The sequence below is a fragment of the Microbulbifer maximicatervae (SeqCode) genome (genome assembly GCF_052467825.1).
The window spans coordinates 2,736,778-2,754,584 of sequence record NZ_CP174327.1 but is presented as its reverse complement, the minus strand read 5'-3'; the positions used below and the strand labels follow the sequence as shown (position 1 = coordinate 2,754,584).

Genomic DNA, 17,807 nt, shown 5'->3' with positions numbered 1-17,807 from the left:
CGTTAGAGAGGAAAGATGAGAACTTTAATTGCATTACTTTTTGCTGTTACTTTTGCTACCACTGCTCAAGCTAGCCCTGCATCAGGCGAAAAGCCCATCCAGCACTTTAAAGTAGCGAAAGTTACTTCCTTGAAGGATGCGAGAAAGATCTTTGTTGAAACAACAGAAGAAATTAAGGGCAAGAAAAAGCTTAACCCTGCTGAACTTCACGAGATTCATGTCATCACCTACAGACTCGAAAAAAGTGTTGAGTATTTCGCTGAGAACCTGAAGGGCGAAAGACAGAAGCTGGCAAAGGACATCGCCGTTGTTGTGGAAAACATCCACATTAACTCCGAAAACAACCGCCCAGAAAAAACCCGCAAGGATCTGAATCACTACTTTAAATTAGCAGACAAATTTGCTGCTGGATTTAAGCATAAACATCACTAATACAGATCACTTCCGAGCTTAACCTGTGGCTGTACCCGCAGCGAAAGGCTCGACTGAAAGCGCTAACTATCAGCAGTTAGCGCTTTCATAGCAACACCACCCGCTTATGGCGACACGCCACAATCCCGATCAGATCCTCAACGATTTCCACTGCCCATATTTCCTTCCCTTTTGATCCGCCTATAAATCTCCTCGCGGTGTACGGGCAGGGATTTTGGAGCAAGTATTCCTACCTTTACCTGATTGCCCTTAACTTCCAATACGGTGATTGAGACATTCGCTCCAATCCGTAAGTTCTCGCCTGTGCGGCGCTTTAAGATCAACATATTTGTTTCCTACTGATACTCAAACCATGGATAGACCTTCCACAATGGGAAAGCTTGAATAGAAATGTTTTGAGTAACTACGAGGAGGTGCGCGAGAACGGTAGGCATAGAATAAAAAAAGGCAGACGCAACGCCCCCAGGGCCTGGGGAATATCTCCAAGCCGCTGATCGCGCTCCACTTTATTGAAGACGAGCGGGTTTGTAGCGTACTATGCATATAGCCACTTTGATACTGTGATTATCAACTTGGTTAGCTGGCCCCAGGTGTTCCAGCACCTTGGGTCAGCGCCTTTTACTTATTCTTACTTTACGCTACCGTTCTCCTTTTAAGGGGTGGTCTATAGAATATTCTTGGATTCTTGATTCTCTCGATACTCTTGAACCAAGCTGCTTTGATTGTTGCCTTTAGATGGCTTATTAATCGCGGCCAAACTACCAATAAATATCTATCGATTTTACGTGGCTTTGACACTAAAACAATCCTAATAAAATCCAATAAGATTATTTTTGTGCCTATATTTTTTGTTACTCACGCATTGAAAATTTCGGTTGCATATAAAAATGGTCGTTTAGATTAATATACCCACCGCTCCCACGCTGGAGTTCAGACAACGATAGATCATCAATGCTTCGACATAATACGTACTCCACATATCTACAGAAAAGATATCTCCATAGACCAAAGTAACTTGCAGACTTTTAGGATATTACCGCAAGATTTAGGAGCCTCTGAAGAACCGAGTGATGCCTCAACTTACAGAGTGGTTTCAATAAGAGCATAGCTTCACAGGAATGACTAGACCATAGAAGAAGTCTGAACACGGTGCATGAATCGTTATGGAAGCCCCCCAGGTCGATCCTTGAAGGCCACATCTACTGCGTTGCAACGCTTGCAAAGGGCTACACCCATTCGCAGCGAACTGCTCCTAACATCTTTTAGCCTTCAAGATCCGCAGAGATATTACAGAGTGATTCAGAGGCACGCTGGCTACCTTAACCACTCCCCAACCAATACCAGCCTGTAAAAGTTGGCGAGTGATAGCTTAGGGATTTACGATCATATTGACCGTGATATTGGAGAACAAGAAGATAAACCCAAAAACAATAATGAAATAAAGGGGTTACGGACTAGCGTTAGAATTGAGATAGTAGTCAAAGTGATCGTTTTTCCAGTTTGTACGGACGTATCAGGATGCTTTAAGTCTATGGTTTTAAATAAAAAGTTAGGCCTTGGCGTAGAAATTGATTCTGAGATAACAATCAGGATAGTAGTGGTCAGAATGATTACTATATAGCTGTTAAGAGTCATAATCGAAAGATCGAGTTATGAGTGAGTTTATTAAAATAATGAATGTATTTCATGCTAAGAAATTTGCATGGCTTCCATTTACATTTCTCTGCCCAAGGCAAGGGAGTAGATTTGGTGTTGCGCGCTTTATTGGTACTGTCATTCTGAACACCTCGTTCTTTGCTTCACTTTTGGTATTTTTGTTGTATTCCAAATTTGGTAGTAGTGCTATAGATCACGTGGGGTTTACAATTATGTGGATATACGCCCTATTTGGTAGCTACTACTTATTTGTGTGCTTTTGTTGGAATCAGGAACATGGTGCCAATAACTCTTAACAATCACAGGCACGCTGCTTTGGCCCTTCGGGCCTCCGCGGGACAGCCTACGCTGCGCTTCGGCCGCCCGTGCTGTGGGCGTTATGAGTAAGATCATGAAGAAATACGCAATCATCTTAGCCAGTCTTTTATTGTGCGGTAAAGCTTTTGCGTGCGCCATCCCCGCTCAAGGATCTTACTGGTCCCACGATGAACTAATAGAAAATACAAATTCAATATATCTCGCGACACCGGTTTCTAAAAACCATCAGTTTAAATTCAAAGTAATCGAAGTGTTAAAGGGCCAAGAAGTAGCAGAGTTTCAGTGGCGTACCTTTCGCTCAAAAAAAGAGCATAGTTCCATTGACTTCAATTCACATGAAAATCCGGATTTCTGGAAAGAAGGTGATGAGAAGGTTGCTCGCTCACCGTACTATGGTGGAGCATGTACACTGCAATTTACTTTCGTGCCCGGAGAGAATTATCTTATTTTCAAAGAATCTCCAGGTCATTTTCACTCTGCGGAAATAATTAAAACTGAAAGTGACAAGTGGTACAAATATGTACGTGCCAAGGTCACTCATAACAAGTCAAGCAAGCGGGACGCTGTAACCGGCGCCCCTTCTTGAGGCGTTAGGCAACAAGGGATAGTCGTAATTTATGAATTTAAATCAAGTCAGTTTGCCTGTAAGGGATATGAAAAGAGCAGTTGATTTTTATCTTACATTGGGGTTTTTACAAATTGTTGATACTCCACATTATGTTAGATTTCAATGCCCCGAAGGGAGTTCAACATTTTCTTTAGTGCTTGAAGAAAATGAGTGCTCAAATACTTCTGTTATATATTTTGAGCATGAACAACTTGATCAATTGGTTGATAGCCTTATTAAAAAAGGCATAATTTTTGAGCAGATGCCAACAGATCAGGGTTATCTTTGGCGTGAGGCAATTGTAAAAGATCCATCGGGTAATAAAATTAAATTGTATTGGGCTGGAGAGAATCGTTTAAATCCGCCTTGGAGAGTAAATATTCATGCCTAACAAACGCATCTTGTCGCCCTACGGGCTGAGACTGCTTGCGCTGCGCTTTAGCAGCCCCAAATGCGGGCATTAGGCTGTACCCATGAAGCAAGCGCTACTTCTATTAACAGTATTTTTCAGTCAACTGGTTGGGGCTGAAGAGGACGTATATTTAATTACAAGAGAAAGTGATTTCTGTGCGGGAAAAGCCTTAAATCCCGATCATTGCCAAGACAATGGAATGTGTTATCACTTCAAAAAAACGCCAATATATCCTTTGGATGCACTAAAGAAAGGAGTTGAGGGGTTTGCTAAAGTAAAATTTGATACAGACCCAAAAGGTTGCACTATTAATCACAAGGTTTATGCCTCTAGTCCTGCGGGTGTATTTGATCAAGCGGCAATTGATGCTATAAAAAATTACCAATATTCTGGCGGGGCCAAGGGTATTGTTGAAACAGTTACATTCAGTATTCAAAAATAAGCCTAACAAGGTGGTGTTGCCGCCTTCGACTGGGACCTTCGTTCCGCTGGCGCTCCACTCCGGCCCCAAACCACGGAGCAACACTAGGACACCCATAGATTGAAAGATAACATCGGAAATAGTATAGGCCTTCCACTTTGACGGCCATTTATCCTAGCCTGATGTAGGGCAAGGTGAAATACTGAAAAATTATGCTTGAGGTTTGAAAATTTCGTGTTTTTAGCCAAACCGGAAGGAATAGTATCGAAAGGTTGGGAAGGAATTAATGGGGCGTTGCAGAAAGGAAACGTTGGCAATCGCCTGTGCCATGTACCTAACGTTTATTGAGCTGAATACAGGCTTGCCGTACAGCCTCTGCTGATCCCACCAGGCCTTTAAAGCGGCTTTCGAAGTTCCGATTGAGATAGAGCCAGTGTTTTGCTGAGATGCCCAGCCGCTCAAGGATAGGGGGAGTATTTTGAGAAATGACACTGCGTTTTTTCGGGTCTAAATGCCGGCCACTCCAGTCTACTAACGCCAAATAGTGATCCAATTGAAAGGGCAACCCCTTCGGCATATTAAGGCGCTCGCCGCCCACAAACGGTAGTAGCTCTTTAGGCTGCTCACCTGAGATCACAGCGCGAACACGCTGCTGAATGGACGTGTGATCGGAGTCCTCCGGGGTTTTTGCAATATCGGCACGGATAGGATTGAGACGGCCCTCCCAGAAGCGGCCAGTACAGCAGTCTTCTGCGTTGGCTTGGCGAGCAATAGATTCGTTTAGGCAGCGCATAAACCAACTGATATCCATTAATCGCTCTCGCCACAGCTCAATCAACTCTTTAAGCTTGTTCTTTTCACTGCGGTATAGTTAGACCTAAATGAAGCGCTGAGTCAAATTATTAGTGGAAGAATAGATCAAGATTTTAGTAGGGTTTTATGCAAGAAATCGAATGGAAGGACGGAAATCCTTCACTAGAAGGTTTATATTTTGTAGCGGTTAAAATGGGACCAGCAGCGGGATGTTATGATTTCGCAAACTGGAACGGCGTGTCTTGGGAAAAGAGTATTGAGGGAAGTGTAATCGCTTTTTGTGACATCGGCAGTTTTATACAACAAATTTCAATTAAATGGCCTTTTGCGGACAACGTGAATATAGACTTCAAACCGACACCTGGCGGAGAGTCGGAGTTTGAAGAAGTATAGCTAAATCGGATAGCAGGTAGTTCCTAGCTACCGCCCTCCACAAAACCTCATGGTGTTTGAATTGTCATTCGCTAATAGTTAACATTTAATAGGGTCCATTAAATGGTGATCTTCCTGTAGGAGACTTTAACCACATGAGTTCACACTCATGCTAGGCGTACCAAGTTAAGGCATGTTCAGCTTCGGCTGGCTCTCCGTCTCGGCACTTTGTGCCCACGCTGCGTGTCCATACTTAAGGCGTTAAAATAAAACCAATTTCAAATATTCAATGGAGTGAATTTATGAAAAAAAGCAAGAAGGAAGAAGAGTTCTTTATTAAAAAGAGGGAACTTGGTGAACTTTTTGACTCCGAATTTAATTTAGACGTAAATTTGTGGAGAGGGCAGCGTAAAGCTGATCGAGGATCGCCTGTTTTGTATCCTATACTAAAGTCTTTTAGGCTTTCTAACGGAAAAATTAGAAATCCTGATATAGACACATACTGGAGCAATGGTGAGTGGTGGGTAGACTGTACTTCAGGGGGTGTTTCATTATTTGATGTGCTGGGGGTACCGGTTTCTCGTTGGGATTATTATAGGCTATCACCAAACATTGCAATCCCTCATGGCCTAGTTATAACGAAAGATTCATATAATCGAAGTTATGAGGCTACACATTACTCAATCCGCCCTCATTGGGATATGCCAGTCACTAAGTTTTGTATACTCTTAGATGAACTTACTAAAGAAATCGTATTCGAGAATTAATTATGGAACTAAGCCTTTCACATTTGTCTCTCATGATCGAGCTAACTGAGTCAGAAATATATCGAATGAAATTGATAATAGATAATCCCTCTTCAACAGAAGAGGAAGTGGATGCCAGTGGAGAGCATTCCATGCAACTATTATCTCTATCGACAGCACTTGCGGAATTGTATAAGCATAAGTGGAGCGATAACTGTAACTATCCTAGTTATGAGGATTTAGTTTCTTCACTCCAATTGGAGAATTGAACTCTAAATCGGATAGCCGGTAATTTCTAGCTACCGGCCCCTACACCACCCATCGTGTAGGCCCGTAATGGACGGTTCCCTATCCGTACTGATTTTCTATTCAATGATAGTCTTGAGCAGATCTTCAGTTGAACTGAGTGTTATGGCAGTACGCTACCGCAACTTTACCCGACTGGAAACATATTGGTAGGCTAGCCCTGTCTTTTAACTCATGGAGTTTGGCTCCAGGCTTTCACCATGTCCAAGGTAATAATCTTGGCGCTAGGCTACTATACCGTCGGCTGACTTCCGTTTAATCACTTTGGTCATTACTGACAGAAGCGCTGCTGTGTTCCACCACTTCTTCTATCCCCACGATAGTGAAAATCGGGTTGGACCTGCTTACAAGTCAGCAGCCACACACAATTTCATAGCAGCAAGTTAAACAGGCCTTACCGGATAAGAGGCACTACCTGATTGTAGCCACCAAAAGAATGAGGGTTGAAGACTTGGTAAGTAAGTTAACTTGGGTTGCTGATCGAATACCAGTAATTAAAGAGGCTCAAGACGCACTATGATTGAATATAAATACCCAGAAGAACGCGAGATCCTTATTCACTACGCTGAAAAGATGGACAATGAAACTGCACTAGATATTCTTAAGAAAGGCGTAGTTTCTAATCGAGAGCAGGCATTAGCTCTTTCTCAATTCTATTGGAAAATGATAGACGTTGCTGCTGATGATCAAGGTTCTGGATTCCCTCTGCTGGAGAAAGAAGGAATCGAGCAGTGGATGGAGTATATTTTTCACTCTCTGAATGGCTACTTGGTGAGTAATGGCTATGAAGAAGAGTGGGATCAAGAGTAAGGCTCTGAATCGGGTAGCCGGTAATATCTAGCTATCGGCCCCCACAGCACCCATCGTGGAGGTCCACAATGGGCAGCTCCCTATCTGTAATGAATTTCTACTCACCGATCACTACTGTGTTCAACCACTTTTTTTAACCCACGATAGTGGCTAGCGGATTGGACCTATTTGTGAGTCAGCGGCCACCTGAAAGCTTCATAGCAGCAAGCTAAACAGATCTCCCCAGATAAGGACGTGAACTTTCACTACACAATTGTATCATTTACTTTACCCTTTAGATCGCATGGCTTCGGTGCCCTTAGCCACCTCGCCTCCAGCCTAAGCGTTATGATATTCCTGTTCATCAGCTTGCAGTTTTTCTAGCGGCTTCTCTCCGCAAGACCTCGTGGTGTTGCAGTTGCCTTTCACTAGTAGTTAGCATTTAATGGAACCCATTAAATGCTGATCTTCCTACAGAGGACTTTCACCCCATTAGTTCACACCCATGCTGAGCGTACCAAGGCTAGGCAAAAACATTACGCTACGCTCTATTGGACACCGCATCCGCGGCGCCTTTACTAGCGGCGTTATGACTCCACAGGGATCGAAGAATGATCACCAAGAAATATACCCTAATTGCAATGTCTGTCGTGCTGACTGCGTGCGCGGGTGTCACTGAGCCGATAAAGTTTAAAGCTTCTAGTGTCTTAACAGAGGACTATTATCACGCCACCAAAGTAACAAATGGTGTTGTCCTGCTAGACGTAAACTGGGGGCGTTGGTGGGACTGTGGAGGCTATGAAAATGCGCAACTCATTAGCATGGCATTCGATAAGCTACCAATGAGCTCTATCAATAATGAAGCCGAGCCAGCCCTTGTACTGCATAGCCCTTCACGCTTGGCTGTTGATCCAGTGTTTACAAATTATGCTTACTCTCTAGAGCCCGGAGAATATGCGATCAGCGCCTTTAGCATCAAGGCAGCAAAGTCTGTATCCAATGTAGGTTTTCTTACGGCGCAACGAGATAAACTGTATTCTGCTGGCAAACCCGTTGGTGGTACATTCACAGTTAAGCCGGGCGAGGCCGTTTTTATTGGCAACTTTTACCTAGATTGCGCTTATGGTCCAACATTATGGCGGTATCACTCAGATGGTAGGGATGCATTCGATGATCAGGTCAAAGAGTACGCTAGCCGCTTCCCTTACCTCGATCTAACTAATGTGCAATTCCGCTTGTTTAAAACAAAAGAATTCGGCAATGACTATAAGCTCGTGCCATGAATTGGCTCCCTGTCATAACAAATTGCGCAAGCGGGACAAAGTGCTGCGCACTTCGCCCCCTCGCAAGGCGATAGCACCACATGAACATAAAGTATCTTTTATTAATTACATTTTTGTTTCCGCTGATAGCTTTGGCTGAAACCAGCACATGCTTTGGGACGACTTCCAATGGCAGCCTTACTAATGGAGTGAAACTGCCATCCGAAGGGGAAAACTACGTAGGCTATAGCACTATAGCGAGATTGACTGGTCGTACCTACGTTCATTCAGAAGTAAGAGATATCATAGTATCTGCATATAAAGACTTAGAAACTGAACAGCCAACAAAGGTCTACAAATACGCAGAAACAGGATTTAAGGATGGTGGCCAATTCAAGCCTCATAAAACCCACAGAAATGGACTTTCAGTTGATTTCATGACTCCAGTAAAGGATAAGAATGGAAAATCAGTCCATTTGCCAACAAACGCATTAAATAAGTTGGGTTACAATATCGAGTTTGATGCTAATGATCATTATGATGGCATGTACATTGATTACGAAGCGATTGCAGCTCATGTTGTAGCTTTACACAAACAAGCCAAGGAACATGGGCATGATTTATGGCGAGTGATTTTCGACCCAAAATTACAGCCAAATTTATATAAGACAAAGTATGCGCAGTATTTGAAAGAATATATCCAGTTTTCCAAAAAACGGTCGTGGGTCAGGCATGATGAACACTACCATGTTGATTTTGCTATACCGTGCAAATAACAGTGCTAAATCGGGTAGCCGGTAGTTTTTAGCTACCGGCCCTCACATCACCCATCATGCAGGTCCGCTATGGGCGGTTCCCTATCCGCAATGAATCTCTACCCAACGATAGCGTCGAGCAGCTCTTCATTTGAGTTGCGTGTCATGGCAGTACGCTACCTCAACTTACCCGACTGGAAACATACCGGTAGGATAGCCCTGTCTTTTAACTCGTGGATTTTGGGTTCAGGCCTTCACCCTGTCCAAGGTATTAATCTTGGCATTTGGCTACTACGCCGTCGGCTGACTTCTGTTTAATCACCTTGATCATTACTGACCGAGGCGCTGCTGTGTCCCACCACTCTTGTCTACCCCTCGATGGTGGCTAGTGGGTTGGGCCTACTTATGAGTCAGCGGCCACGTTAACAGCTTCATAGCAGCAAGCTAAACAGGTCCCCCCAGATAAGAAGGTGAACTTTCACTACACAACTGCGTCATTTACTTTACCCGTTAGATCACCCGGCTTCGGTGTCCTTGGCCGCCTCACTTTCAGGCTAAGCCTTATATGATGTTTCTGTCCGTCAGTTCCTAGTTTTGCTAGCGACTTCCTCCCCACAAGACCTCACGGTGTTGCAGTTGCCATTCGCTAGTAGTTAGCATTTAATGGGACTCATTAAACGGTGATCTTCCTACAGAGGACTTTCACCCCATTAGTTCACGCCCATGCTGGGCGTACCAAGCGTAGGTACGGGCGTTAGCCATCAGGTTCGAGAGGGAGCATGCAGCTTCAAGGTAAAGTAGTAAATTGGAATGATGATAAAGGCTTCGGTTTTGTTGAGCCTAATGGTGGAGGCGATCGTGCTTTTGTTCACATTAAAGCTTTTAAGCCTCGTTCACGTAGGCCTATTAATGGTGAAGTCATCATCTACGAACTAGTCAGAGAAAATAGTAATCGGTTTAAAGCTACAAATATCAAATTTGCTCGAGATACTGAATCTTCAAGTAATCGAAGCAAAGCTAACGGTGGTGGCAACTTTGGTGTACCTTTTATAATAGTTTTTTGTATTGGCCTTTCGACATCGATCGTTGTCGGTAAATTACCGTTAATCGTTGCTGGCTTGTATGTTGCAATGAGTTTAATAACATTTATCGCTTACGCAATTGATAAGTCCGCTGCTCAAAATGGGCGTTGGAGAACAAAAGAAAGTACATTACATTTGTTTTCTACATTTGGTGGTTGGCCTGGTGCTTACTTTGCTCAAAACAAGTTACGTCACAAGTCGAGTAAAAAAGAATTTAAAAGTGTTTATTGGGTAACTGTCTTTTTGAATTTAGGTGGCTTAATTTGGCTTCATACTGAAAAAGGAACAAAGTTCCTTAATAACACAGTTGTTCCATTATTGAATGGCTAAATCAGGTAGCCGGTAGCTTTTAACTACCGGTCCCCACACCACCCATCGTGCGGGTCCGCAATGGGCGGTTCCCTATCCGTAATGAAGCTCTACCCAACGATAGTCTCGAGCAGATCTTCATTTGAGTCGAGTGTCATGGCAGTGCGCTACATCAACTTTAACCGACTGGAAACATATCAGTAGGCTAGCCCTGTCTTTTAACTCGTGGATTTTGGGTTCAGGCCTTCACCGTATCCAAGGTATTAATCTTGGCATTAGGCTACTATGCCGTCGGCTGACTTCTGTTCAATCACCTTGGCCATTACTGGCCGAGGCGCTGCTGTGTTCCACCAATTTTGTTTACCCCCGCGATGGTGGCTAGCGGGCTGGGCCTACTTATGAGTCAGCGGCCACGCTGACAGCTTTACAGCAGCAGGTTGAACAGATCTCCCCAGATAAGAACGTGAACATTCACTACACAACTGCATCATTTACTCTACCCGTTAGATCACATGGCTTCGGTGTCCTTGGCCACCTCGCCTCCAGGCTAAGCCTTATATGATGTTTCTGTCCGTCAGCTCGTAGTTTTGCTAGCGGCTTCCTCCCCACAAGACCTCACGGTATTGCAGTTGCCATTCGCTAGTAGTTAGCATTTAATGAAGTCCATTAAACGGTGATCTCCTACAGGAGACTTTCACCCCATTAGTTCACGCCCATGCTGGGCGTACCAAAGCCAGCCAGGGGGACGTTACCGCCCCTGCTGGCAAGCGTTAGGCATTTACAAGGAAGATGACATGGCATTAAAAAAATTCAGCACTGAAATAACTTCGGCAAATGGAATATTTGGAATTATCGGTGTTTTAGCTGCAATAGGTTTTGGAGCCTATGGGCTGTCTCAAAATAATACACAGCCGGAACTTGAAGTACGACTCTCGAATATAAGTGACACTCGATACCTGCATATTTCAAATAGCGGAAATTCCACCTGCTTAGATCTTAAAATATCTTACAATGACGTTTTTTCGTCCGTATACAGCATTCTCAACTATGAAGAGTCAAGTATTTCAAATACATCGGCATCCAAGGGGGTTATATCTGTTCCTGCCAGAGCTAGAGTAAATGTGGCGAAATGTACAGACAAACATTGCGTGATCGAAGCTGGTTCATTGTTGGTGGATAAAACCTACACAATAGAGGTTGTACCGTGGGTTCAGAAGCCCTTAGGTTTTCCTAATGGTGACCCGAAGACATCAGAGGTTACTGTTTCATGTGGTGCCGATCACCAAAAGGTATCAGTACCTCTGCATGCCTAACAATGCGCTGCGGACCGACGTCTAACTTTATACGCTTTGTGCGCGGTCGCTACGCTCCGATTTTGCATGTAAAGCGCATTAAGTTAGCCACGGCTGAGCGCGACGTTATTTAAAAAACTAGAACTGTGATCTATGGATAGAGAAGAGTATAAAATTAGAGTGCTGTCTCCGATAGGTGTATATCCAAATAGGGATCTAATCTTTGATGATTGCGCATTCTTTAAAGACGAAGATATTTGCTTTTCAATTAGTAGATTTCATGAATATGATATTGATGATGGAGATGAATATTACAGCGAGGTTGAGTGGCTTAATCCAACAGAAGCTAGGCTATACGGCATAGTAAACCTAGCGACAGATAAACACGAGGGCTACTCGATGTTTAATCCATTCCCAAAAACAGAGTCGATTTCGCTTTCATTACAAGAGTATCAATCTCCAAACCTTAAAGAAATTATTAAGTCTTTTCTTTTAGATATATTTAACGTGCCTTGTGTTAAGCATCCAAATTCAGGGCACCAGATTCCAAACTACTACTTAAACTGCCACGATATTCCGTTACCTACGATAATAGGAGATAGAGAATATAGGCTTGTGGAAAAGGGAATCAATTTTGAGCTAATTGATCAACTATATAACGACTTTGATATAAATAATAACTTGATCGTTAGAGGAGTTACTGCGTTATTGAAGTCTAGAATGCTCCATGAGCATTATCAATTTGCAGAGCAATCTATAAATACGCTTTTTATAGCTATGGAAGTATCCTATCGATTAGTCTTGGGCATTCTCTCTGCGCAAGGAAATAAGAACCCATCATCTAAAGAAGCTATGCATCATTTACATGATGTCTTTAATGACCCATATAAACTAGATTCATACTTCGAAGAATATTACCAAAATAGAATCAAAGCATTTCATCCAGAAAGTCGTTTTGGTATTTATCCGCATGCTCCACACTGCCAAGATGATTACTATCACCTTTACAGGGATATGAATGAGCTTTATTGTTATTTGATAAGCGGGTATGTAAACCCAATTTATAGTGAAAAAGCAGCAGTGAGATAAATACATAAATCGGGTAGCCGGTGATTTTTAGCTACCGGCCCCCACACCACCCATCGTGCGGGTCCGCAATAGGCGGTTCCCTATCCGTAATGAATCTCTACCCAACGATAGCGTCGAGCAGCTCTTCATTTGAGTTGCGTGTCATGGCAGTGCGCTACTTCAACTTTAACCGACTGGAAACATATCAGTAGGCTAGCCCTGTCTTTCAACTCGTGGATTTAGGTTCAGGCCTTCACCCTGTCCAAGGTATTAATCTTGGCATTTGGCTACTATGCCGTCTGCTGACTTCTGTTTAATCACCCTACTCATTACTGAGCGGAGCGCTGCTGTGTTCCGCCATTTTTTCTATCCCCGCGATGGTGGCTAGCGAGTTGGGCCTATTTATGAGTCAGCGGCCACGCTGACAGCTTCACAGCGGCAAGTTAAACAGATCTCCCCAGATAAGAACGTGAACTTTCACTACACAACTGCATCATTTACTCTACCCGTTAGATCACATGGCTTCGGTGTCCTTGGCCACCTCGCCTCCAAGCTAAGCCTTATATGATGTTTCTGTCCGTCAGCTCGTAGCTTTGCTAGCGGCTTCCTCCCCACAAGACCTCGCGGTATTGCAGTTGCCATTCGCTAGTAGTTAGCATTTAATGAAGTCCATTAAACGGTGATCTTCCTACAGGGGACTTTCACCCCATTAGTTCACGCCCATGCTGGGCGTACCAAGTGCAGTCAGCATCGCCCCTACGGGGCTGGACCTCTATTTCGCAGCTTCGCTGCTACATTTCGGCCGTTGCTGCAGGCGTTAGAGCTACAGGAGAAGTAGATAGGAATGAAAGACAACGTTTTTAAAGGATTGAATCATCCTATAGCCAGTGGAGAAAAAATAGCTACAACTGGGCAGGCTGTTACCCCTGGGTACAAGCCGGATATTACGATTAATGACGCAGGTGGTTCTCTCAAATATATTCTTGAGTCGGAACAGAAAACAGATCGCAAGGCTTTTCTAGGTGATCTAATGAAAGCCGAAATGTATTCAGAGAATATTTCCGCAAGCCCAGAGTTGATAATTGTCATGCAAGTTTTCAGTAATACTACTACCGAACAAATAGCAGATCATATCCGTCCATATGCTAATTGGCTTGCCTCAAAAAATGGAGGCTCCCTGAATTTATCTGCTATACAAGTTGTTTCAGATCGAGAATATGAGGCTGCAATTTTGGCGGGAGAAATACTAGGTTCTAGACAATTTAAGGCGCGAGGACATGTCATATTGACATAATCGGGTAGCCGGTAGTTTCTAGTGGTCCATGCGGTTAATTGTGTAACTAATAGCTTTATAACTGTAAAAATTAGACATCAGCAATACGTATAAAGAAATAAAATATATTTTCTTAAGTTACATTACTTTCCGCATGGACCACTAGCTACCGGCCCCACACCACCCATTGTGCGGGCCTGCAATGGGCGGCTCCCTATCCGTAATGAATCTCCACTCAACGATAGTGTCGAGCAGATCTTCATTTGAGTTGAGTGTCATGGCAATGCGCTACATCAACTTTAACCGACTGGAAACATATCAGTAGGCTAGCCCTGTCTTTCAACTCGTGGATTTAGGTTCAGGCCTTCACCCTGTCCGAGATATTAATCTTGACATTTGGCTACTATGCCGTCGGCTGACTTCTGTTTAATTACCTTGATCATTACTGGCCGAGGCGCAGCTGTGCTCCATCAATTTTTTATCCCCGCGATGGTGGCTAGCGGGCTGGCCTATTTATGAGTCAGCGGCCACCTGACAACTTCACAGCAGAAAGCTAAACAGATCTCCCCAGATAAGGGCGTGAACTTTCACTACACAACTGTATCATTTACCCTACCCTTTAGATCACATGGCTTCGGTATCCTTGGCCACCCCGCCTCCAGGCTGATCCTTATAAGATGTTTCTGTTCGTCAGCTCGCAGTTTTACTAGCGGCTTCTCTCTGCAAGACCTCACGATGCTGCAGTTGCCATTCGTTAGTAGTTAGCATTTAATGGGACCCATTAAATGGTGATCTCCCTACAGGGGACTTTCACTTCATTAGTTCACGCCCATGCTGGGTGTACCAAGTCAATTAACTACGCGCCTTTGGCGCCCGACAGCTTACACGCCGCTTCGTTATGTTTCTGAGGATGACTAGTGCATAAAGATCAAGTTCGAAAATTTTATGAGGTTCTTTGGGATGCCCACGATAAAAAAGCTATGCCATCGATCCTGCATGAGAGCTTCTCCTTTAGAGGATCGTTGGGGCAGGAAAAGCGAGGTCACAAAGGTTTCGCTGAATATGTCGATATGGTTCACAAAGCGCTGGGTGATTACAAATGCATTATTGAAGATCTCGTAGAAGAGGGAGACAAGGTTTTTACAAAGATGTCCTTTACCGGATTTCATAGAGATGAGTTTATGGGCTTTTTACCATCACATAAACGCGTAACTTGGAATGGGTGCGCCTTGTTTACCTTTGAAGGTGATCGAATCTCTGATGTATGGGTGCTGGGTGATTTAAAGAGCCTTGAAAACCAGCTCAAGAAAAACGAAATCTAACAGTCGCAGCCAGCAGGACCATCGCTACGCGCCGACTTCTACTGCAAGGCGTTATGTGTAAAAAATGAAAGAACACCAAATACAAAAAGTAATAGACGAGCTTCCTGATGATAAAAAGATTCAGCTGTTGTGTAATTACGGCCATCAGTTAACAATTCATGCCCGTGGTGGCTATGAATTTCAAGGGTCGGGTGTTACCGATCCGAGACTACTGAGAGACTGCAACGAAATTCAACACCGCGTTTTTCAAGCAGTTCGCGAAGTGGCTCAAGATTCAGACAATCAATTTTGTCTCAATAACGTTGGTGGCTGGATATCAGCCGAAGAAAGAAATGAAACAATACGTGCAGCTAGTGTTCAAGCTTTTCAAACAGCACTGGCTAAACTCAACACATAACCAGGAGCGCAATGCTCGGCCAAGGGAACCTTGGCTTGGACTGTCACTGCTTCATAACGCCAGCCCATTCGCTTGGCGTTAAATGAATTTTCTATGGACCTATATACGATCAATTTGACAACCAACACACGCAAGATGGTAAATCCCTTTACTGAAGAGGTTTCCTATGTGTCTGTAGATGATCCTATTAGCGCTTCGGCAAAAAGTAACCTAAAGCAGCTCTTGTTAGAATTAGGTGCAACTTCTGAAGAAGAAGATACTTATGTTTATGTGCCACTAGAAAGTAACGCGACGCTAAGATTAGGGATACTCAACTTTCTAGAAAATGAATCTCTGGTGGGTATTGCATTCGAGTACGATGATTTAGATATATCGCTTGCTAAGGCCTTGTTTCAAATTTGCAGAGCTGGTGAGTTGGTTATTCGGTCCGGTACTGATGAAGAGCCTGTGGCTGTAGTAGCAGAACTCGCTAATCCTTCGCTGCAATCGCGTTGGTTAAAGCTGGAAAAAATTGGGCGAGCCGAAGAGCTTTTAGCCTGGATGCAGACGAATTTAGAATGAAACAGTTAACAAGGCACTACAACTGATCGCTAACGCGCCGGTTGAGCTTGGCGTTCAGGCTGTAGAAAAACTAATTTATGTCTTTGCTTTCTTGGGTGTGATTGAATATTAACCATAAATGGTAATTCTAAGTGAATTCTGATCTAACTTTCACAGATAAGTAGGCTATTTTTCACGTAGAAGCACAATACGAAAAGAGGGATGAGTTTTTCTACACCCTCGTTAACACCCTCAAGAGATTGATGTATGTTAGAATCATTACTAAATAAATTTAAAGCAAAGAATGAGAAACATTCTCCTGGAAATATGTCATTCGATTTTAAGTTGTTCTTTATTTATCACATAGCTATGATGATTTTATTTGGTGGGAGAGAAGCCTCCCCCCTTAAAGTAGACGCCACCTTATATTCATCTTATGCGGCCATTCTTTCATATTCATCTGGGCTTTTGAACCCAAGTGAACCATGTCTTCTTTTAAAGTTATAGTACCTATCAAGATACCAAGCTAAGTTAGCTCTTAGTTCCTCAACGGATTCAAAATTAAATCCTTTGAAACTCTCAGTTTTCAGTGTTTGAAAAAATGATTCTACATACACATTATCATTCATAAATCCTGGACGGTTCATGCTCGGCTCAATACCCAGTTCTTTGAGTCGACTTTGGTATGCATAAGCACCGTACTCAGAACCTCGGTCACTGTGAAATATTAGATCTGATTCTATATTTCTGCGACGAACAGCTTTATTTAGCGCTGACAGTGTTAGCTCAACAGTTCGAGTATCCGACAACTCCCAACCCAACACTTTCCGGGAGTAAAGATCAATAATCACAGCTAAATATTGCCATTGTCCATTGATCTTCAGATAGGTTACATCACCAGCCCATTGAGAGTCTGGTTTACTCGGCATACCATGCTCTCTTTGTAGGTTTTCAACCTTAATATAAGGATTTCCAGGCAAAGGGCGTCGACGATAGATCCTTCCAGCTTTCCCCACGATTCCAGCCTCTCTCATAAGGCGTTCAACGCGTTTGTGATTTATTCGTTCACCATTAGCTTTCAGCTCTGCGCTAATTCTTGGACTTCCATAATTACCATCATGCTGTGTATAGATAGCTTCGATACACCCTAGAATTCGCCTATTCTCTATGTCACGAGTGCTCTCATCTCGATTGAGCCACTTATAAAACCCTTGGGGTGAAACATTCAAGTATCTACATAAGTACCTGACACCAAAGTCTGATCGATTAAGAGCTATGAACGAGAATCTTTCAGCTTTGGATCTTTCAGGTACATTTCCCACTTTTTTAGGAAATCATTCTCCTTTTGCAATTTCTCGACCTGCTTTTTTAGACGTCTTATCTCTTTATCATCGGTTTGAGACCGATTTTTCGTTGTTTTTGTCATACTTATTCTACGACTGGGCTTCTCGACCAGCTTGCCTTCTCTACTTTCCTGTCGCCATCTATACACCATTACTGGATGCAAACCAATAATGTTGGCGATAGTAGTCGTATCTACTTTCAGTTGATTAGTGAGAGCTACCACTCTAACTTTGAATTCTGTTGAATATTCAACAACTCGCTCTTCACTCAGTATTTTCGGCATTTTTTCCT

20 protein-coding genes are annotated in these 17,807 nt (G+C 43.3%); 16 read left to right on the top strand and 4 right to left on the bottom strand.

The window, feature by feature from the left end; all coding sequences use genetic code 11:
- Positions 1-15 precede the first annotated feature (15 nt).
- A complete protein-coding gene (locus ACJJII_RS12230) occupies positions 16-432 on the top strand; it encodes a DUF6746 family protein (RefSeq protein ID WP_108732203.1) in 417 nt (138 codons plus the stop codon).
- Between the two features lie 137 nt (positions 433-569).
- On the opposite strand, the gene csrA is transcribed toward ACJJII_RS12230, so the two are convergent.
- Positions 570-758: a carbon storage regulator CsrA gene (gene csrA, locus ACJJII_RS12225; protein WP_299583554.1), complete on the bottom strand. Its 189-nt coding sequence runs from the start codon at positions 756-758 to the stop codon at positions 570-572.
- Positions 759-2,479: 1,721 nt separating this feature from the next.
- On the opposite strand from csrA, the gene ACJJII_RS12220 reads away from it, so the two are divergent.
- The 3 genes from ACJJII_RS12220 to ACJJII_RS12210 all read left to right on the top strand — a co-directional run bounded on the left by ACJJII_RS12220 (position 2,480) and on the right by ACJJII_RS12210 (position 3,867).
- Entirely contained in the window at positions 2,480-2,992 is a 513-nt protein-coding gene (locus ACJJII_RS12220; protein ID WP_444916369.1) for a hypothetical protein, read from the top strand.
- A 31-nt stretch (positions 2,993-3,023) separates the two neighbouring features.
- Positions 3,024-3,404: a VOC family protein gene (locus ACJJII_RS12215; RefSeq protein WP_444906100.1), complete on the top strand. Its 381-nt coding sequence runs from the start codon at positions 3,024-3,026 to the stop codon at positions 3,402-3,404.
- An 82-nt stretch (positions 3,405-3,486) separates the two neighbouring features.
- A complete protein-coding gene (locus tag ACJJII_RS12210; protein ID WP_444906101.1) occupies positions 3,487-3,867 on the top strand; it encodes an energy transducer TonB in 381 nt (126 codons plus the stop codon).
- Between the two features lie 313 nt (positions 3,868-4,180).
- Here the strand turns inward: ACJJII_RS12210 and ACJJII_RS12205 are convergent, their stop codons facing one another.
- Positions 4,181-4,657 (bottom strand): hypothetical protein, encoded by a 477-nt coding sequence (locus tag ACJJII_RS12205; RefSeq protein ID WP_444916368.1) that lies wholly within the window; start codon positions 4,655-4,657, stop codon positions 4,181-4,183.
- A gap of 128 nt (positions 4,658-4,785) precedes the next feature.
- Here ACJJII_RS12205 and ACJJII_RS12200 point away from each other — a divergent pair, with 128 nt between their 5' ends.
- From ACJJII_RS12200 to ACJJII_RS12145, 12 genes are all read left to right on the top strand, one after another.
- Entirely contained in the window at positions 4,786-5,052 is a 267-nt protein-coding gene (locus ACJJII_RS12200; RefSeq protein WP_444916367.1) for a hypothetical protein, read from the top strand.
- Positions 5,053-5,333: 281 nt separating this feature from the next.
- Positions 5,334-5,798, top strand: coding sequence for a Tse2 family ADP-ribosyltransferase toxin (locus tag ACJJII_RS12195; protein WP_444916366.1), 465 nt, complete (start codon positions 5,334-5,336; stop codon positions 5,796-5,798).
- A gap of 801 nt (positions 5,799-6,599) precedes the next feature.
- Positions 6,600-6,893 (top strand): hypothetical protein, encoded by a 294-nt coding sequence (locus ACJJII_RS12190; protein WP_444916365.1) that lies wholly within the window; start codon positions 6,600-6,602, stop codon positions 6,891-6,893.
- 590 nt (positions 6,894-7,483) lie between these two features.
- Positions 7,484-8,155 carry a hypothetical protein gene (locus ACJJII_RS12185; RefSeq protein ID WP_444916364.1) on the top strand — a complete coding sequence of 224 codons (672 nt, stop codon included), beginning with the start codon at positions 7,484-7,486 and terminating at the stop codon, positions 8,153-8,155.
- A gap of 80 nt (positions 8,156-8,235) precedes the next feature.
- Entirely contained in the window at positions 8,236-8,910 is a 675-nt protein-coding gene (locus tag ACJJII_RS12180) for a penicillin-insensitive murein endopeptidase (protein WP_444915795.1), read from the top strand.
- 758 nt (positions 8,911-9,668) lie between these two features.
- On the top strand, positions 9,669-10,301 hold the full coding sequence (locus ACJJII_RS12175; protein WP_444915794.1) for a DUF1294 domain-containing protein: 633 nt from the start codon (positions 9,669-9,671) through the stop codon (positions 10,299-10,301).
- Positions 10,302-11,074: 773 nt separating this feature from the next.
- On the top strand, positions 11,075-11,593 hold the full coding sequence (locus ACJJII_RS12170; RefSeq protein WP_444916363.1) for a hypothetical protein: 519 nt from the start codon (positions 11,075-11,077) through the stop codon (positions 11,591-11,593).
- A gap of 132 nt (positions 11,594-11,725) precedes the next feature.
- The gene (locus ACJJII_RS12165) at positions 11,726-12,661 is read left to right on the top strand and encodes a hypothetical protein (protein WP_444916362.1); all 936 of its coding nucleotides are present in this window, start codon (positions 11,726-11,728) and stop codon (positions 12,659-12,661) included.
- Between the two features lie 823 nt (positions 12,662-13,484).
- A complete protein-coding gene (locus ACJJII_RS12160) occupies positions 13,485-13,934 on the top strand; it encodes a hypothetical protein (RefSeq protein WP_444916361.1) in 450 nt (149 codons plus the stop codon).
- Positions 13,935-14,830: 896 nt separating this feature from the next.
- The gene (locus ACJJII_RS12155) at positions 14,831-15,235 is read left to right on the top strand and encodes an ester cyclase (RefSeq protein WP_444916360.1); all 405 of its coding nucleotides are present in this window, start codon (positions 14,831-14,833) and stop codon (positions 15,233-15,235) included.
- A gap of 64 nt (positions 15,236-15,299) precedes the next feature.
- Positions 15,300-15,632, top strand: coding sequence for a hypothetical protein (locus ACJJII_RS12150; RefSeq protein ID WP_444916359.1), 333 nt, complete (start codon positions 15,300-15,302; stop codon positions 15,630-15,632).
- A gap of 93 nt (positions 15,633-15,725) precedes the next feature.
- Positions 15,726-16,193, top strand: coding sequence for a hypothetical protein (locus ACJJII_RS12145; protein WP_444916358.1), 468 nt, complete (start codon positions 15,726-15,728; stop codon positions 16,191-16,193).
- Positions 16,194-16,606: 413 nt separating this feature from the next.
- On the opposite strand, the gene ACJJII_RS12140 is transcribed toward ACJJII_RS12145, so the two are convergent.
- Entirely contained in the window at positions 16,607-17,494 is an 888-nt protein-coding gene (locus ACJJII_RS12140) for an IS3 family transposase (protein WP_413662311.1), read from the bottom strand.
- Complete coding sequence (locus ACJJII_RS12135) at positions 17,446-17,799, bottom strand: transposase (RefSeq protein ID WP_413662312.1); 354 nt, start codon at positions 17,797-17,799, stop codon at positions 17,446-17,448. The genes ACJJII_RS12140 and ACJJII_RS12135 overlap by 49 nt, the downstream gene beginning before the upstream one ends.
- Positions 17,800-17,807: the final 8 nt, after the last annotated feature.

Bases quoted from the DNA above. Each gene is read 5' to 3' on its own strand.
- ACJJII_RS12230 (WP_108732203.1), top strand. From the start codon at position 16: ATGAGAACTTTAATTGCATTACTTTTTGCTGTTACTTTTGCTACCACT.
- csrA (WP_299583554.1), bottom strand. From the start codon at position 758: ATGTTGATCTTAAAGCGCCGCACAGGCGAGAACTTACGGATTGGAGCG.
- ACJJII_RS12220 (WP_444916369.1), top strand. From the start codon at position 2,480: ATGAAGAAATACGCAATCATCTTAGCCAGTCTTTTATTGTGCGGTAAA.
- ACJJII_RS12215 (WP_444906100.1), top strand. From the start codon at position 3,024: ATGAATTTAAATCAAGTCAGTTTGCCTGTAAGGGATATGAAAAGAGCA.
- ACJJII_RS12210 (WP_444906101.1), top strand. From the start codon at position 3,487: ATGAAGCAAGCGCTACTTCTATTAACAGTATTTTTCAGTCAACTGGTT.
- ACJJII_RS12205 (WP_444916368.1), bottom strand. From the start codon at position 4,657: ATGGATATCAGTTGGTTTATGCGCTGCCTAAACGAATCTATTGCTCGC.
- ACJJII_RS12200 (WP_444916367.1), top strand. From the start codon at position 4,786: ATGCAAGAAATCGAATGGAAGGACGGAAATCCTTCACTAGAAGGTTTA.
- ACJJII_RS12195 (WP_444916366.1), top strand. From the start codon at position 5,334: ATGAAAAAAAGCAAGAAGGAAGAAGAGTTCTTTATTAAAAAGAGGGAA.
- ACJJII_RS12190 (WP_444916365.1), top strand. From the start codon at position 6,600: ATGATTGAATATAAATACCCAGAAGAACGCGAGATCCTTATTCACTAC.
- ACJJII_RS12185 (WP_444916364.1), top strand. From the start codon at position 7,484: ATGATCACCAAGAAATATACCCTAATTGCAATGTCTGTCGTGCTGACT.
- ACJJII_RS12180 (WP_444915795.1), top strand. From the start codon at position 8,236: ATGAACATAAAGTATCTTTTATTAATTACATTTTTGTTTCCGCTGATA.
- ACJJII_RS12175 (WP_444915794.1), top strand. From the start codon at position 9,669: ATGCAGCTTCAAGGTAAAGTAGTAAATTGGAATGATGATAAAGGCTTC.
- ACJJII_RS12170 (WP_444916363.1), top strand. From the start codon at position 11,075: ATGGCATTAAAAAAATTCAGCACTGAAATAACTTCGGCAAATGGAATA.
- ACJJII_RS12165 (WP_444916362.1), top strand. From the start codon at position 11,726: ATGGATAGAGAAGAGTATAAAATTAGAGTGCTGTCTCCGATAGGTGTA.
- ACJJII_RS12160 (WP_444916361.1), top strand. From the start codon at position 13,485: ATGAAAGACAACGTTTTTAAAGGATTGAATCATCCTATAGCCAGTGGA.
- ACJJII_RS12150 (WP_444916359.1), top strand. From the start codon at position 15,300: ATGAAAGAACACCAAATACAAAAAGTAATAGACGAGCTTCCTGATGAT.
- ACJJII_RS12145 (WP_444916358.1), top strand. From the start codon at position 15,726: ATGGACCTATATACGATCAATTTGACAACCAACACACGCAAGATGGTA.
- ACJJII_RS12135 (WP_413662312.1), bottom strand. From the start codon at position 17,799: ATGCCGAAAATACTGAGTGAAGAGCGAGTTGTTGAATATTCAACAGAA.